Annotated in this window: 15 protein-coding genes; 10 read left to right on the top strand and 5 right to left on the bottom strand. The window is 72.9% G+C overall.

Annotation, left to right across the window (positions count from 1 at the left end; all coding sequences use genetic code 11):
- Window positions 1–4 precede the first annotated feature (4 nt).
- Complete coding sequence (locus tag ABZZ17_RS16215) at window positions 5–637, bottom strand: response regulator transcription factor (RefSeq protein ID WP_356876361.1); 633 nt, start codon at window positions 635–637, stop codon at window positions 5–7.
- Complete coding sequence (locus ABZZ17_RS16210) at window positions 637–1,830, bottom strand: sensor histidine kinase (RefSeq protein ID WP_356876359.1); 1,194 nt, start codon at window positions 1,828–1,830, stop codon at window positions 637–639. The genes ABZZ17_RS16215 and ABZZ17_RS16210 overlap by 1 nt, the downstream gene beginning before the upstream one ends.
- Window positions 1,831–1,964: 134 nt before the next feature.
- Between ABZZ17_RS16210 and ABZZ17_RS16205 the strand changes: the two genes are divergently transcribed.
- Both ABZZ17_RS16205 and ABZZ17_RS16200 read left to right on the top strand, forming a co-directional pair.
- Window positions 1,965–3,053, top strand: coding sequence for an ABC transporter permease (locus tag ABZZ17_RS16205; protein WP_356876357.1), 1,089 nt, complete (start codon window positions 1,965–1,967; stop codon window positions 3,051–3,053).
- Window positions 3,050–3,739, top strand: a complete 690-nt coding sequence (locus tag ABZZ17_RS16200; protein WP_356876355.1) for an ABC transporter ATP-binding protein — start codon at window positions 3,050–3,052, stop codon at window positions 3,737–3,739. Before ABZZ17_RS16205 ends, ABZZ17_RS16200 begins: the two co-directional genes overlap by 4 nt.
- Window positions 3,740–3,804: 65 nt before the next feature.
- Here the strand turns inward: ABZZ17_RS16200 and ABZZ17_RS16195 are convergent, their stop codons facing one another.
- Window positions 3,805–4,608: an IclR family transcriptional regulator gene (locus ABZZ17_RS16195; RefSeq protein ID WP_356876353.1), complete on the bottom strand. Its 804-nt coding sequence runs from the start codon at window positions 4,606–4,608 to the stop codon at window positions 3,805–3,807.
- 328 nt (window positions 4,609–4,936) lie between these two features.
- Here ABZZ17_RS16195 and allB point away from each other — a divergent pair, with 328 nt between their 5' ends.
- Together allB and alc are read left to right on the top strand one after the other, a co-directional pair.
- Complete coding sequence (gene allB / locus ABZZ17_RS16190) at window positions 4,937–6,280, top strand: allantoinase AllB (RefSeq protein WP_356876351.1); 1,344 nt, start codon at window positions 4,937–4,939, stop codon at window positions 6,278–6,280.
- Window positions 6,281–6,282: 2 nt separating this feature from the next.
- On the top strand, window positions 6,283–7,416 hold the full coding sequence (gene alc, locus ABZZ17_RS16185; RefSeq protein ID WP_356876349.1) for an allantoicase: 1,134 nt from the start codon (window positions 6,283–6,285) through the stop codon (window positions 7,414–7,416).
- A gap of 165 nt (window positions 7,417–7,581) precedes the next feature.
- Here the strand turns inward: alc and ABZZ17_RS16180 are convergent, their stop codons facing one another.
- Window positions 7,582–7,977, bottom strand: a complete 396-nt coding sequence (locus ABZZ17_RS16180; RefSeq protein ID WP_356876347.1) for an SDR family oxidoreductase — start codon at window positions 7,975–7,977, stop codon at window positions 7,582–7,584.
- Window positions 7,978–8,155: 178 nt separating this feature from the next.
- Here ABZZ17_RS16180 and ABZZ17_RS16175 point away from each other — a divergent pair, with 178 nt between their 5' ends.
- The 3 genes from ABZZ17_RS16175 (at window position 8,156) to ABZZ17_RS16165 (ending at window position 11,089) form a co-directional block, all read left to right on the top strand.
- Window positions 8,156–8,773 (top strand): dihydrofolate reductase family protein, encoded by a 618-nt coding sequence (locus tag ABZZ17_RS16175; protein WP_356876345.1) that lies wholly within the window; start codon window positions 8,156–8,158, stop codon window positions 8,771–8,773.
- Between the two features lie 141 nt (window positions 8,774–8,914).
- Complete coding sequence (locus ABZZ17_RS16170) at window positions 8,915–9,829, top strand: DMT family transporter (protein ID WP_356876343.1); 915 nt, start codon at window positions 8,915–8,917, stop codon at window positions 9,827–9,829.
- A 75-nt stretch (window positions 9,830–9,904) separates the two neighbouring features.
- The gene (locus tag ABZZ17_RS16165) at window positions 9,905–11,089 is read left to right on the top strand and encodes a cytochrome P450 (RefSeq protein WP_356876341.1); all 1,185 of its coding nucleotides are present in this window, start codon (window positions 9,905–9,907) and stop codon (window positions 11,087–11,089) included.
- A 34-nt stretch (window positions 11,090–11,123) separates the two neighbouring features.
- On the opposite strand, the gene ABZZ17_RS16160 is transcribed toward ABZZ17_RS16165, so the two are convergent.
- Window positions 11,124–12,128 carry a Gfo/Idh/MocA family oxidoreductase gene (locus ABZZ17_RS16160; protein ID WP_356876339.1) on the bottom strand — a complete coding sequence of 335 codons (1,005 nt, stop codon included), beginning with the start codon at window positions 12,126–12,128 and terminating at the stop codon, window positions 11,124–11,126.
- 172 nt (window positions 12,129–12,300) lie between these two features.
- On the opposite strand from ABZZ17_RS16160, the gene ABZZ17_RS16155 reads away from it, so the two are divergent.
- The 3 genes from ABZZ17_RS16155 to ABZZ17_RS16145 are packed head-to-tail and all read left to right on the top strand — an operon-like array spanning window position 12,301 to window position 15,172.
- Window positions 12,301–13,281, top strand: a complete 981-nt coding sequence (locus ABZZ17_RS16155) for a sugar ABC transporter substrate-binding protein (protein ID WP_356876337.1) — start codon at window positions 12,301–12,303, stop codon at window positions 13,279–13,281.
- On the top strand, window positions 13,278–14,315 hold the full coding sequence (locus ABZZ17_RS16150) for an ABC transporter permease (RefSeq protein ID WP_356876335.1): 1,038 nt from the start codon (window positions 13,278–13,280) through the stop codon (window positions 14,313–14,315). Before ABZZ17_RS16155 ends, ABZZ17_RS16150 begins: the two co-directional genes overlap by 4 nt.
- Complete coding sequence (locus ABZZ17_RS16145) at window positions 14,312–15,172, top strand: ATP-binding cassette domain-containing protein (RefSeq protein ID WP_356876333.1); 861 nt, start codon at window positions 14,312–14,314, stop codon at window positions 15,170–15,172. The genes ABZZ17_RS16150 and ABZZ17_RS16145 overlap by 4 nt, the downstream gene beginning before the upstream one ends.
- Window positions 15,173–15,176: the final 4 nt, after the last annotated feature.

Raw genomic sequence — 15,176 nt, 5'->3', positions numbered from 1 at the left:
GCGGTTATCCGTGCGCGCGGATCAGGCGGCGGGAGCCGGCCACCGCCACGGCCGCCGTGCGGGAGTCGACGCCGAGCTTCGCGTAGACGTGCACCAGGTGGGACTTGACCGTGGCCTGGCTGAGGAAGAGCCGCTTGGAGATCTGCTGGTTCGACAGGCCGTCCGCGACCAGCTGGAGCACCTCCAGCTCCCGCTTCGTCAGCGCCTCGGCGGGCGTCCGCATGCGGTCCATCAGCCGCAGCGCCACCGCCGGGGCCAGCGCCGACTGGCCCGCCGCCGCCGTGCGCACCGCCGCCGCCAGCTCCTCCGGAGGGGCGTCCTTCAACAGGTAGCCGGAGGCGCCCGCCTCGACCGCCGCCAGGATGTCCGCGTCCGTGTCGTACGTGGTCAGCACCAGCACCCGCGGCCCGCCGGGCCGCGCGGTGATCGCCTCCGTGGCCGCCGAGCCGTGCATCCCGGCCCCGAACTGGAGGTCCATCAGGACCACGTCCACCGGCTCCGAGGCCGCCAGCTCCACCGCCCGCTCCGCCGTCGCGGCCTCCGCGACCACCTCGAAGTCCGGTTCGGTGTCCAGTACCGCGCGCAGCCCGGCCCGCACCACCGGGTGGTCGTCGGCGAGCAGCAGCCGGATCGTCATCAGGACGCCTCCAAGGGCAGGGGCAGGGTGACGGCCACGGCGGTGCCCTGGCCCGGGTCGGACTCGACGGTGAACAGCCCGCCGAGGGTCTCGGCCCGCGCGCGCATCGCCGGCAGGCCGAAACCGCCCCCGTCGGCGGGCGCCGAGGGCGCGGCGGCGGGGTCGAAGCCCCGGCCGTCGTCGACCACGTCCAGGGTCACCGAGGTGTCCATGAAGGTCAGGGTGATCTCGGCGCGCCCGGCCCGTGCGTGCCGCACGACGTTGGCCAGCGCCGACTGCGCGATCCGCAGCAGCGCCACCTCGTACGGGGTGGGCAGGACGCGCGGGTCTCCGCTCACGGAGAACCGCACGCGCGGACCGGGCACCCCCGAGCAGAGCCGCTCCAGCGCCCCGGCGAGCGAGCCGTGCTCCAGGTCCGGCGGGGTCAGGGCGCGGACGAAGCGGCGCGCCTCGGCGAGGTTCTCCTGCGCGGCCTCCCGGGCCCGGCCGATGTGCTCGGCGGCCGGGGCGTCGGGCGGCAGGGCGCGCTCCGCCGCGCGCAGCAGCAGCTGGATCGAGGACAGGCCCTGGGCCAGGGTGTCGTGGATCTCCCGGGCCAGGCGCTCGCGCTCGGCCAGGATCCCCGCGCCCCGCTCGGCGGCCGCCAGCTCGGCCCGGGTGGCCATCAGCTCCTCGATCAGCTCGCGGCGGCGTTCGCTCTCGCGGTAGAGGGCCTGGTAGCCGAGCACCGTCGCGACGGCCACCGCCCCGCCCAGCAGCGGGCCCAGGAAGGCCCCGGGGGTGACCGCGCCGCTGTGCGCGAGGAACCCGCCGATCGCCGCGCAGGCGGTGACGGCGACGGCCGCTACGCCCCAGCGCAGCCTCAACAGGTGCAGCTCCAGGAAGTACAGGGGGAAGGCGATCCACAGCCCGTCGGGCGAGACCACCAGCAGCGCGGCCCAGGCCGCCCCCACCGCGGCCAGCCACACCGCGGCGGCGCGCGCGGAGCGCTGGACGGAGGGGGTCAGTACGCCCGCCACGTACACGGCGCCCAGCAGCGCGCAGGCCGCGATCACCGGCCGGGCCCCGGACCCGGGTGCGGCGACGGCCCGCCCGGCGGCCAGCGCGAGCAGCCCGAAGAGCAGCGCGTGCAGGCACAGCCGCAGGACGCGGGAGACGGGGGTCGGGGGGCGCGGGCGCGGGGCGTCGGACATGGCCCGACCAGCGTAAGTCGGCCGCCGGGAGCTCCGGTCAACCAAAAGTTCGATGTCGGGACGGGTCTTTCGATACGAGGATCACTACTGTGGCGCGATGTCCCGTGCCCACGCGGAAGACCAAGGTGGGGGACATGTTCGTCGCATGGAGAGATCTACGGTTCGCCAAGGGCCGGTTCGCCCTCATGGGCTCGGTGGTCCTGCTGATCACACTGCTGGTCGGCCTGCTGTCCGGGCTCACCTCCGGACTGGCCCGGGAGAACATCTCGGCCATCACCGGGCTGCCCGCGACCCGGCTGGCCTTCGCCGCGCCCGCCGGGGACCAGAAGGTGTCCTTCACCAGCTCCCAGGTGCCCGAGAGCGCCTGGCGGGCCTGGCGCGAACGGCCGGGGGTGACGTCGGCGGAGCCGCTCGGGATCCGCACCACCAACGCGGTCTCGGGTGAGCGCACCGCCGCCGTGTCCCTCTTCGGCGTCGAATCGGCCGGCCGTCTCGCGCCGGCCGGCGCCGGGCTCACCCAGGGGCAGGTCGTCCTCAGCGAGAAGGCGGCCGAGGAGCTCGGCGGGCTCACCGCGGGCGCCAAGCTGAAGGCCGGTCCGCTGGAGCTGACGGTGGCCGGCGTCTCCGGCACGGCCGCCTACAGCCACACCCCGGTGGTCTGGATGGACCTGAACGACTGGCAGCGCATCGGCAACCCCGGAACCTCCCTGGAGTCCCTGGCCACCGTCCTGGCCCTCGACGGCGACGGAGCCGTGGACTGGGCCGCGGGCGACCGGGCCGCCTCGACCCGCGCCCAGACCGTCGAGGACGCCCTGGGCGCCATAGGCTCCTACCAGGCCGAGAACGGCTCGCTCCAGCTGATGCGCGGCTTCCTCTTCGCCATCTCGGCCCTGGTCATAGGGGCCTTCTTCACGGTGTGGACGATCCAGCGCAGCGGCGACGTCGCCGTGCTGAAGGCGCTCGGCGCCTCCACCCCGTACCTGCTGAAGGACGCCCTCGGCCAGGCCGTGGTGATGCTGGCGATCGGCACCGGGGCCGGCACCGCCCTGGCCGTGGCCGCAGGCGCGCTGATCAGCGGGGGCGACGTGCCCTTCGTCCTCGACGCGGCCACCGTGCTGGTCCCCGCCGCGATCATGATCGCGCTGGGCGTGCTGGGCGCCGCCCTGTCCATCCGGCGGATCACCGCCGTCGACCCGCTGACCGCCCTCGGGAGCGCCCGATGACCCTGCTCGTCCACGACGTCACGCTCACGTACCCCGACGGGGAAGGCCGCCTCACCGCCCTGGACGCGGTGTCCCTGGAGGTGCCCGCGGGCACCATGACCGCCGTCATCGGCCCGTCCGGCTCCGGCAAGTCCAGCCTGCTGGCGGTGGCCGCGACCCTGGTCACCCCGGACTCCGGCCGGGTCGTCGTCGCGGGCCGCGACACCGCCCTGCTCGGCGCCGCCGAGAAGTCGGCCCTGCGCCGGGAGGAGATCGGCATCGTCTTCCAGCAGCCGAACCTGCTGGCCTCGCTGACGGCCCTGGAACAGCTCCAGGTCATGGCCCACCTCTCCGGCCGGCCCTCGGGCCGGATGCGCCGGCGCGCGCTGGAGCTGCTGGAGGCGGTGGGCCTGGCCGACAAGGCCGGCAAGCGCCCGCACGAACTGTCCGGCGGCCAGCGCCAGCGCGTCAACATCGCCCGCGCCCTGATGAACGAGCCCGCGGTGCTGCTGGTCGACGAGCCCACCAGCGCCCTCGACCACGAGCGGGGCGCGGCCGTGCTCGACCTGCTGGTCGCCCTCACCCGGGAGCGCTCCACGGCCACGGTGCTGGTCACCCACGACCACGCCCACCTGGACCGCACGGACCGTACGGCGACGATGGCCGACGGCCGCCTCACCGCGCCGGAGCCGTCCCCGGCGGCCTGAAGCGTACGAAGGCCCCCGCGGCCCCTCCGGAGAGGGGCCGCGGGGGCCTTCGTACGCGTACGGGGTCAGGCCGGGTTCTGGCTCTGGAGGGCCACCGACAGTTCGGCGGCGACGCCCTGGAGGATCGGCACGAAGGACTCGGCGACGGCCTCCGTGACACGGCCGGCCGGGCCGGAGATGGAGATCGCGGCGGCGGTCGGCGAGTTCGGCACCGACACGGCGAGGCAGCGGACTCCTATTTCCTGCTCGTTGTCGTCGACCGCGTAGCCCGCCTTGCGGACCTTCTCCAGCGCCTCCAGGAAGCCCTCGGGCGTGGTGATGGTCTTCTCGGTCGCGGCCGGCATCCCGGTGCGGGACAGCAGGGCGCGGACCTCGTCGGCGGGGGTGTGGGCGAGCAGCGCCTTGCCCACACCCGTGGAGTGCGGGAGCACCCGGCGGCCGACCTCGGTGAACATGCGCATGGAGTGCTTGGACGGCACCTGCGCGACGTAGACGATCTCGTCCCCGTCGAGGAGGGCCATGTTGGCCGTCTCACCGGTCTCCTCGACCAGACGGGCGAGGTAGGGGCGGGCCCAGGTGCCCAGCAGGCGCGAGGCGGACTCGCCGAGGCGGATCAGCCGGGGGCCGAGGGAGTAGCGCCGGTTGGGCTGCTGCCGGACGTAGCCGCACGCCACGAGGGTGCGCATCAGGCGGTGGATGGTGGGCAGCGGGAGGCCGCTGGCGGCGGAGAGCTCGCTGAGTCCGACTTCGCCCCCGGCGTCGGCCATGCGTTCGAGCAGATCGAAGGCGCGCTCGAGGGACTGGACGCCACCGCTGGCGGCGGTGGGCTTGGCGGAAGCGTCGGTGGTGCTGGCGCTGGACGTCGGCACGGGCGCGGTCCTTTCGGTGCTGGCAGGCAAGGGAGCAGCCTACCGGTCGGTCGGCGGCGGCCCTAGATCCGGGCCCTTGCCGTCCCCGCCGGTCAGAGGCGGTTTGTCCTGGTGGCGGACGTCCTCGGGAAGTTACCCGTCCGGTTCCTGGTGGTGGTAGCTACATTCTGGATAGTGAAATCTTAATTCCATCCTGTGGAAACATCCAATTGCGGCCCGAGAGGGTCAGCGGTCCGTCCGGTCGCTCTTGACTGCTTCCGGATCGGGGTGAAGACTCCGTCAACAGAACGTTGAATTTCGCTCTGTGGAAGTAGATGGGGAGGTTCCGGTGGCCGACGTGGCTGTGGAACTGGTACTGCGCTCGACGCGCGTCATCACCCCCGAGGGGACGCGCGCCGCCTCGGTGGCCGTCGCCGGCGGGAAGATCACGGCGGTGCTGGCGCACGACGCCGAGGTACCGGCCGGAGCCCGGCTGGAGGACTTCGGAGACGACGTCCTGCTCCCCGGCCTGGTCGACACCCACGTCCACGTGAACGACCCGGGCCGCACGGAGTGGGAGGGCTTCTGGACGGCCACCCGCGCCGCCGCCGCCGGCGGCATCACCACCATCCTCGACATGCCGCTCAACTCCCTGCCGCCGACCACCACGGCCGACAACCTCCGCGTCAAGCAGGAGGTCGCCCGGACCAAGGCGCACGTGGACATCGGCTTCTGGGGCGGCGCGCTGCCCGACAACGTCAAGGACCTGCGCCCGCTGCACGACGCCGGGGTCTACGGATTCAAGTGCTTCCTGTCGCCCTCGGGCGTCGAGGAGTTCCCCGAGCTCGACCAGGAGCGGCTGGCCGCCTCCCTCGCGGAGATCACCGGCTTCGGCGGCCTGATGATCGTGCACGCCGAGGACCCGCACCACCTGGAGTCCGCGCCGCAGAACCCGGGCCCCAAGTACGCCGACTTCCTGGCCTCCCGTCCCAAGGACGCCGAGAACACCGCGATCCAGAACCTGATCGACCAGGCCCGGCGGCTGAACGCCCGCGTCCACGTGCTGCACCTGTCCTCCTCCGACGCGCTGCCGCTGATCGCCGCGGCCAAGGCCGAGGGCGTGCAGATCACCGTCGAGTCCTGCCCGCACTTCCTCACCCTCACCGCCGAGGAAGTCCCGGACGGCGCCACCGAGTTCAAGTGCTGCCCGCCCATCCGCGAGGCCGCCAACCAGGACCTCCTGTGGGACGCGCTCGCCGACGGCACCATCGACTGCATCGTCTCCGACCACTCGCCCTCCACCGCGGACCTGAAGACCGGCGACTTCGCCACCGCCTGGGGCGGCATCTCCTCCCTCCAGCTGGGCCTCCCGGCGATCTGGACCGAGGCGCGCAGGCGCGGCCGCAGCCTGGAGGACGTCGTCCGCTGGATGTCGGCCGCCCCGGCCGCCCTCGCCGGACTGGCCCAGAAGGGCGCGATCGAGGCGGGCCGCGACGCCGACTTCGCCGTCCTGGCACCCGAAGAGACCTTCACCGTGGACCCCGCGGAACTGCACCACCGCAACCGGGTCACGGCGTACGCGGGCAAGACCCTGCACGGCGTCGTGAAGTCCACCTGGCTGCGCGGCACCCAGATCGCCGACCACGGCACCCCGACCGAGCCCACGGGCCTCCTCCTCGAAAGGCAGAACTGACAGTGGCACAGCGTTCAACTGGACTGGCTTCCTTCACCGGCAACGCGAACCCGTACGGAGGCGGCGACCCGTACGCGGACTACCGCACCGCGGACTTCCCGTTCACCCAGTACGCGAACCTCGCCGCCCGTGAGCTGGGCGCCGGTGTCACCTTCGCCAACGACGAGTTCTTCGCCATGCGCGAGAACCTGCTCATCGCCGAGGCCGCGCACTTCGACCCCGAGCACTTCGGCCACAAGGGCAAGGTCATGGACGGCTGGGAGACCCGCCGCCGCCGCGGCGTCTCCGCCACCCAGCCCTGGCCGACCCCCGAGGACCACGACTACGCCCTGGTGCGCCTCGGCGCCCCCGGCGTGATCCGCGGCATCGTCGTCGACACCGCCCACTTCCGCGGCAACATGCCGCAGGCCGTCTCCGTCGAGGGCACCAACTGGGAAGGCGCCCTCGCGCCGACCCCGGAGGAGCTCCTCGGTGACGACGTCAAGTGGACCGTGCTCGTCCCGCGCACCCCGGTCGGCGGCCACGCGGCCAACGGCTTCGAGGTCAGCGCCGAGCAGCGCTTCACGCACCTGCGCGTCAACCAGCACCCCGACGGCGGCATCGCCCGCCTGCGCGTCTACGGCGAGGTCGTCCCCGACCCGCAGTGGCTCGCCACGCTCGGCACCTTCGACGTCGTCGCGCTGGAGAACGGCGGCTCGGTGGAGGACGCGTCCAACCGCTTCTACTCCCCGCCGACCAACACCATCAACCCGGGCCGCTCCCGCAAGATGGACGACGGCTGGGAGACCGCCCGCCGCCGCGACAACGGCAACGACTGGATCCGCTACCAGCTCGTCGCCGAGTCCGAGATCCGCGCCGTCGAGATCGACACCGCGTACCTCAAGGGCAACTCGGCCGGCTGGGCCTCGCTGTCGGTCAAGACCGGCGAGGAGGGCGAGTGGACGGAGTTCCTGCCGCGCACCCGCCTCCAGCCCGACACCAACCACCGCTTCGTACTGGACGCCCCGGCGGTCGGCACGCACGTGCGGATCGACATCTTCCCGGACGGCGGCTTCTCCCGCCTGCGTCTGTACGGCTCGCTGACGGAGACGGGCGCGGCCGCGCACGCCGCCCGCCACCAGGAGCTGGGCGGCTGACGCCACCCCTCCCGACGACCGCCCCGGGGGCCGACACCCCCGGGGCGCGGGCCCTGACCGAAGGGGCGCACCGCGAGCCGGCGCGCCCCTTCGTCACGCCCGCCGGGCCGCACGCCCGCCGGGCCGCACGCCCGCCGGGCCGCACGCCCGCCGGGCCGCGCCCCGCTACGCCGCGTGCCCGCCGTCCACGGAGAACTCCGCGCCCGTGACGTACCGGGCGTCCGCTCCGGCGAGGAAGGACACCATGGCCGCCACCTCCCGGGCGGTGCCGAACCGGCCGAGGGCCGTCATCGCCGCCTGGGGCGCCGCGTAGGGCCCGTCGGCCGGGTTCATGCCGGTTCCACCGGACCCGGGTGGACGATGTTCGGGGTCGCCCGCGTCGGCCCGTACGGCCAGCCCGCGACGCCCGAGGGCCTCGACCTCGCCGATCACCCCCGCCGCCGCCCCGGCGTCGTCGACGTACGTGATCACGACGTCGAACCCGTCCTCCGCGAGCCGCAGGGCGCCGGCCGCGCCGATCCCGCGACCGCCGCCGGTCACCAGTGCCACGGATCCGTTCATGGTGCTCTCCCTCGTCAGTTGGTTGCGAGTTCAATGAAATGGGAGTCCGGGGCGGCCCGCCAGCAGGAATCGGACACGGCGTTTTCGCGCGCCGCGCCGATGAGTTCCGAGGGGTCCGGGAGTCTGAACCCGGGCAAGGACGACCCGGCAAGGACGAACCAGCAAGGAGCGCAGAGCCATGGGCAAGCTGACCCTCACCACCTTCCTGACCCTCGACGGCGTGTACCAGGCCCCCGGGGGCCCGCAGGAGGACACCAGCGGCGGCTTCGAGTACGGCGGCTGGGTGACGCCCTTCGCCGACGAGGGCATGGGGGAGTTCGCCGCGGAACTGTTCGGCCGCGCCGGGGCGTTCCTGCTCGGGCGCAAGACGTACGAGATCTTCGCCGGGTACTGGCCGAAGCAGAACGATCCCGCCGACCCGATCGCGGGGCCGCTGAACCGACTGCCGAAGTACGTGGCCTCCACCACCCTCAAGGAGCCCGCCTGGGCCGGCACCACCGTCGTGGACGGCGAGCAGCTCCAGGCGGAGGTGGTCCGGGCCAAGGACGCGACCGACGGCGAACTCCAGCTGCACGGCAGCGGGCAGCTGGCGCAGTGGCTGCTCGCCCGGGACCTCGTCGAGGAGCTGAACCTGCTGACCTTCCCGGTGTTCCTGGGAGCCGGCCGCCGCCTCTTCTCCACCGGCGGCCTGCCGACGGCCTTCGAGCTGACGGCCTCCCGCACCACGGGCAGCGGCATCGCGATCCACACCTACCGGACCGCCGGCCGCGCCGCCTTCGGCACGATCGGCGAGTAACCCTTCCAGCGGACCGGGCCGGGCCGGGGGAGGGGCGCCGCGGAAACCGGTCGACCGGGAAGATCGACTCGGCTACCGTGGGCCCGCACCCGTGCGAGCCGCCGAAGTCTCCACCCCCTTCCCGCCGCTGGAGACGCCCCGGTGTCCACGCTCGCCGCCCCCTCGCCCGCCCTCGCAGAACGCCGGGCCCGGCTCGCCGACCTGCCCGTGCTGCTCGTCGCCGTCGTCTGGGGCGGCAGCTACCTCGCGGCCAAGGGGATCACCACCCCGCACACCGTGATCGCGGTCCTCGTACTGCGCTTCGCGCTCGTGCTGCCCGTCCTGGTCCTCGCCGGGTGGAGCCGGCTGCGCGCGCTGAACGCCGCCCAGCTGCGCGGCGCCGGGGTGCTGGGCCTCGTACTCGGCGGGATCTTCCTGCTGGAGACCTACGGGGTGGTGCACACCTCCGCCACCAACGCCGGGCTGATCATCAGCCTGACCATGATCTTCACCCCGCTCGCCGAATCGGCCGTCCGGCGGACCGCCCCCTCGCCCGCCTTCCTCGGCGCCGCCGCGGTGTCCGTCGCCGGTGTCGTCCTGCTCACCCAGGGCGCCGGGTTCACCGCACCCGGCGCCGGCGACCTGCTGATCCTCGGCGCCGCCCTCGCCCGCACCCTCCACGTGCTGCTGATGGCCCGGATCAAGAGCGTCCAGGACGCCGACCCGCTCTCCCTGACCACCGTCCAGCTCGGCGGCGCCGTCCTGGTGTTCGCCGTCCTCGCGGCCCTGCCCGGTACGGGCGCCTCCCCGTGGGCGGCCGCGGCGGACTTCGGGGCCGCCGAATGGGCCGGCCTCGTCTTCCTCTCCGTCTTCTGCACCCTCTTCGCCTTCTTCGTGCAGATGTGGGCCGTGCGCCGCACCTCGCCCTCCCGGGTCAGCCTGCTGCTCGGCACCGAACCGCTCTGGGCCGCGGCGGCGGGCATCGCCCTCGGCGGCGAGCACCTCGGCGCCGCGGGTCTGACGGGCGCCGCCCTGGTACTCGCCGGTACCGCCTGGGGCCGTCGCGCGGCGGGCTGAACGGCCGGCCGCAGGCCGCACGATTGTCCGAAAGTAGCTCCGTCCCGCTTGATCGCCGCGCCTACTGTGACGGTCATGCCCGTTCTCGATATCAGTTCGATCGCCGAAGACTTCAACGAGAACCCGTACCCGCACTACGCGCGGATGCGGGCGGAAGGACCCGTCCACCGGGTCAAGGCGACGGACGGCACGGAAATCTGTCTCATCGTCGGTGACGAGGAGGCCCGGCAGGCCCTCGTCCACCCCGCCGTCTCCAAGAACTGGCTGACCTCCGGCCGCAGCTTCGCCGACCGCGAGACCACCGACGCGAGCGCCAACATGCACCGCGCCGACCCGCCCCACCACACCCGGCTGCGCCGGCTCGTGTCCCGGCCCTTCACCTCCCGCCGGGTCGAGGACCTGCGCCCCCGCGTCCAGCAGATCACGGACGAGCTGCTGGACGCGATGGAGGCGGACCCGTCCCGCGGCGCGGACCTGGTGAAGTCCTTCGCGTCCCCGCTGCCGATGACCGTCATCTGCGAGCTCCTCGGAGTCCCCGACGCCGACCGCACCCCCTTCGGGGCCTGGTCCGTCGAGATCGTCTCGCCCACCGGCCAGGAGGCCGAGGACGCTGCCCTGCGCGAGATGACCGCCTACCTGACCGAGCTGACCGACGCCAAGCGCGCCGCCCCCGGCGAGGACCTGCTCAGCGCCTGGACCCTCAGCCGCGACGACGACGGCGACCGGCTGACCCCGCGGGAACTGGTCGCCATGGCCTTCCTGCTGATGATCGGCGGATACGAGACCACCAGCCACCTCATCACCAACGGCGTACGGGCCCTGTTCGCCCACCCCGAGCAGCTGGCGGCCCTGCGCGCCGACTTCGACGGGCTGATCGACGGCGCCGTCGAGGAGATCCTGCGCTACGACGGCCCGGTGGAGTCCTCCACCTTCCGCTTCGCCCGCGAGGACCTGGAGATCGGCGGCACCTTCATCGAGGAGGGCACCGCGGTCCTGATCTCCCTGGCGAGCGCGGACCGCGACCCGGCCCGCTTCGCGCGGCCCGACGTGTTCGACATCCGCCGCCAGGGCCCCGGCCACATGGCCTTCGGCCACGGCATCCACTTCTGCCTCGGCGCCCCGCTCGCCCGCATGGAGGGCCGGATCGCCCTGCGCAGCCTGCTGGAGCGCTTCCCGGACCTCGCCGAGGTGCCCGGGCCGCGCGAGTGGATCAGGGGCGCCCTGGTCCGGGGCGTCAAGCAGTACCCGGTGCGCTGGTAGGCGCCGCACCGTGAGCGCCCGCCGCCGCGGCCCCTCAGAGATCCGGGAGCTCGTCCAGCCGGACCGGACGCCGCTCCCGGCGCGAGCGCTCGCACGCCTCCGCGACCCGGAAGGCGGCGAGCGCCTCCCGGCCGTCGCACGGGTTGGGGCCCTCACCGCGCACCAGCCGGACGAAGGCCGCCAGCTCGGCCTCGTACGCGGGGGCGAAGCGCTCCAGGAACCCGCCCCACGGCTTGCTCGCCGCGGGCGGGCCCTGTGGTTCGGTCGAGGCGATCGGCGTACGGTCGTCCAGCCCGGCGGAGACCTGGTCCAGCTCACCGGCCAGCTCCATGCGCACGTCGTACCCGGCGCCGTTGCACCGCGTCCCGGTACTGCCGACGAGGGTTCCGTCGTCCAGGGTGAGGACGGCCGCGGCGGTGTCGACGTCGCCGCTCGCGCGGAACCGCGCGGGCCCCGCGTCCGAACCGGCCGCGTACACCTCGACGACCTCGTGCCCGGTCACCCAGCGGACCGCGTCGAAGTCGTGCACCAGGCAGTCCCGGTACAGGCCCCCGGAGGCCGCCAGATATGCGGCGTCCGGCGGCGCCGGGTCGGCCGTCACCGTCCGTACGGTGTGCAGCCGGCCCAGCGCGCCGGAACGGACCAGTTCCCGCGCGGTGCGGTAGCCCGCGTCGAAGCGGCGCATGAAGCCCAGCTGGACCACTGCGCCGACGGCCGTCACCTCCCGCAGCACGGCGAGGCTGCGGGCCAGGTCCGGTGCCATCGGCTTCTCGCAGAACACCGGGAGCCCGGCCCGTACCGCCCGCAGTACCAGCTCGGCGTGCCCCTCGGTCGAGCAGGCCACGACCACCGCGTCCACGCCCCACGTGAAGACCTGCTCCACGCTCGGTGCGGCGGTGGCCCCGAGCCGGTCCGCGAGCCGCGCGGCCCGCCCGGGATCGGCGTCGGCGAGCAGCAGCGAGCCGGCGTCCGGGTGGCGGGCCAGTGCGGCCGCGTGGAACGAACCGATGCGGCCGGTTCCGATGAGCCCGATGCGCATGCACTCAACCTGACCCCGTACGGGGGACCTGTCAATCCGCCCGCGCACGCCCCGATGGCCCTTCATGGTCCACTGTGGCGGATACTGGGCGGCTGGAACCGGAATGACCGATTGATGACGGACGAGGGAAGGGCACGGCGACGTGGCTAGGGTTCGGACAGGGGTACGCGTCGTGGGCGCCGTGCTCGCGGCGGTACTGGGGGCCTCCCTCGCGGGCTGCAGCAGCACGGGCGGCAAGCGCGCCGAGGAGCGGGCGAAGGCCGCCGAGGCGGGCCGGCCCGCCGTGTCCACCCCGCGCTGGACCTTCGCGATGGTCACCCACGCGGGCGACGGGGACACCTTCTGGGACATCGTCCAGAAGGGCGCCAAGGAGGCCTCGGCGAAGGACAACATCAACTTCGTCTACTCCCACGACGACCAGGCACAGCAGCAGGCCCAGTTCGTGCAGAACGCCATCGACCAGAAGGTCGACGGGATCATCGTCAGCCTCGCCAAGCCCGACGCCCTCAAGGACGTCATCGGCAAGGCGGTCAAGGCCGGCATCCCGGTGATCACGGTCAACTCCGGATCCGCCCAGTCCGCCGAGTACGGGGCCCTCACCCACATCGGCCAGGACGAGCAGATCGCGGGCGAGGCCGTCGGCACCGAGCTGACCAAGCGCGGCAGGAAGAAGGCCGTCTGCGTCCTGCACGAGCAGGGCAACGTCGGCCACGAGCAGCGCTGCGCCGGGGCGAAGAAGACCTTCGGCGGGAGCATGGAGAACCTGTACGTCGAGGGCACCAACATGCCCTCCGTCCAGGCGGCCATCCAGGCGAAGCTCCAGGCGGACCCGTCCGTCGACGCGATCGTCACCCTGGGCGCCCCCTTCGCCCCGACCGCCGTCAAGGCGAAGGACGCGGCGGGCAGCAAGGCCGAGGTGGACACCTTCGACCTCAACGAGTCCGTCGCCCGGGACCTCAAGTCCGGCGCCCTCGGCTTCGCCGTGGACCAGCAGCCCTACCTCCAGGGCTACCAGGCCGTGGACCTGCTGTGGCTCTACCGCTACAACGCGGACGTCCTCGGCGGCGGCCGCCCCGTCCTCACGGGCCCGCAGATCGTCACCGGGGCCGAGGCCTCCGAGCTGGAGGAGTACGTCAAGCGGGGCACCCGATGAGCGCCGCCGCCCCCACCGCCGACGAACGCCTCGCGCCGGCCTCCCTGCTGCGCCGCCTCCTCGGCCGCCCCGAACTGGGCGCGGTCGTCGGCGCGGTCGCCGTCTTCGTGTTCTTCTCCTTCGCGGCCGAAAGCTTCCTGCGGGCCTCCAGCCTGAGCACGATCCTCTACTCGGCCTCCACCATCGGGATCATGGCGGTACCGGTCGCCCTGCTCATGATCGGCGGCGAGTTCGACCTCTCCGCCGGCGTGATGGTCACCACGTCGGCCCTGGTCAGTTCGATGTTCAGCTACCAGATGACCGCCAACGTGTGGGTCGGCGTCCTCGTGTCGCTGCTGGTCACCCTCGCCATCGGCTTCTTCAACGGGTTCATGCTGACCCGCACCAAGCTGCCGAGCTTCATCATCACGCTCGGCACCTTCCTGATGCTGACCGGCCTGAACCTCGGCTTCACCAAGCTGATCAGCGGCTCGGTCTCCACGAAGTCGATCGCCGACATGGAGGGCTTCTCCTCGGCCCGCGCGCTCTTCGCCTCGCAGTGGAACATCGGCTCGGTCACCCTCAAGGTCACCATCCTGTGGTGGCTGGCCCTGGTCGCCATCGCCACCTGGATCCTGCTGCGCACCCGCGCCGGTAACTGGATCTTCGCCGTGGGCGGCGGGGCCGACGCGGCCCGCGCCACCGGCGTCCCCGTGGTCAAGACCCGCATCGGCCTCTACATGGGCGTCGCCCTGTGCGCCTGGATCTCCGGCCAGCACATCCTGTTCTCCTTCGACGTCGTCCAGTCGGGCGAGGGCGTCGGCAACGAGTTCCTCTACATCATCGCGGCCGTCATCGGCGGCTGTCTGATGACCGGCGGCTACGGCTCCGCGATCGGCGCGGCCGTCGGGGCCTTCATCTTCGGCATGACGAGCAACGGCATCGTCTACGCCCAGTGGAACCCGGACTGGTTCAAGTTCTTCCTCGGCGGGATGCTGCTGCTGGCCACGCTGCTGAACGCCTGGGTGCGCAAGCGGGCGGAGGCGAGCAAGTGAGCAAGGACACCGGAACCGGCGCGCAGGCCGCGACGGCCCTCGTGAAGCTGACCGACGTCAGCAAGTACTACGGCAACATCCGCGCCCTCCAGGGGGTCTCCCTGGAGGTCTCGGCCGGCGAGATCACCTGCGTCCTCGGAGACAACGGCGCCGGCAAGTCCACCCTCATCAAGATCATCGCGGGGCTGCACCGGCACGACGCCGGCTCCTTCGAGATCGAGGGGGAGGAGACCGTGCTCGCCAACCCGCGCGCGGCCCTCGACCACGGCATCGCCACCGTCTACCAGGACCTGGCCGTCGTCCCGCTCATGCCCGTCTGGCGGAACTTCTTCCTCGGCTCCGAGCCCACCAGGGGCCGCGGTCCCTTCCGCCGCCTCGACGTGGACCTCATGCGCGGGACCACCCGCACCGAGCTGCTGCGGATGGGCATCGACCTGCGCGACGTGGACCAGCCCATCGGCACCCTGTCCGGCGGCGAGCGCCAGTGCGTGGCCATCGCCCGGGCCGTGTACTTCGGCGCGAAGGTCCTCGTCCTGGACGAGCCCACCGCCGCCCTCGGCGTGAAGCAGTCCGGCGTGGTCCTCAAGTACGTCGCCGCCGCCCGTGACGCGGGCCTCGGCGTGGTCCTCATCACCCACAACCCGCACCACGCCTACCTGGTCGGGGACCGTTTCGTGCTCCTGAAGCGCGGCACGATGGCCGGCAGCCACACCCGGGAGTCGATCACCCTGGACGAGCTCACCCGGCAGATGGCGGGCGGCTCGGAGCTGGACGAGCTGAGCCACGAGCTGGAGCGAGTGGCAGAATCAGGACCGGACGCCGCACCCGGCTCCGCACCGGGCACCACCGCACGATGAGGGA

This window comes from Streptomyces sp. NPDC006512, assembly GCF_040611935.1.
In the GTDB taxonomy this organism is placed as follows: domain Bacteria; phylum Actinomycetota; class Actinomycetes; order Streptomycetales; family Streptomycetaceae; genus Streptomyces.
This window is presented reverse-complemented; position numbering and strand designations above follow the sequence as displayed.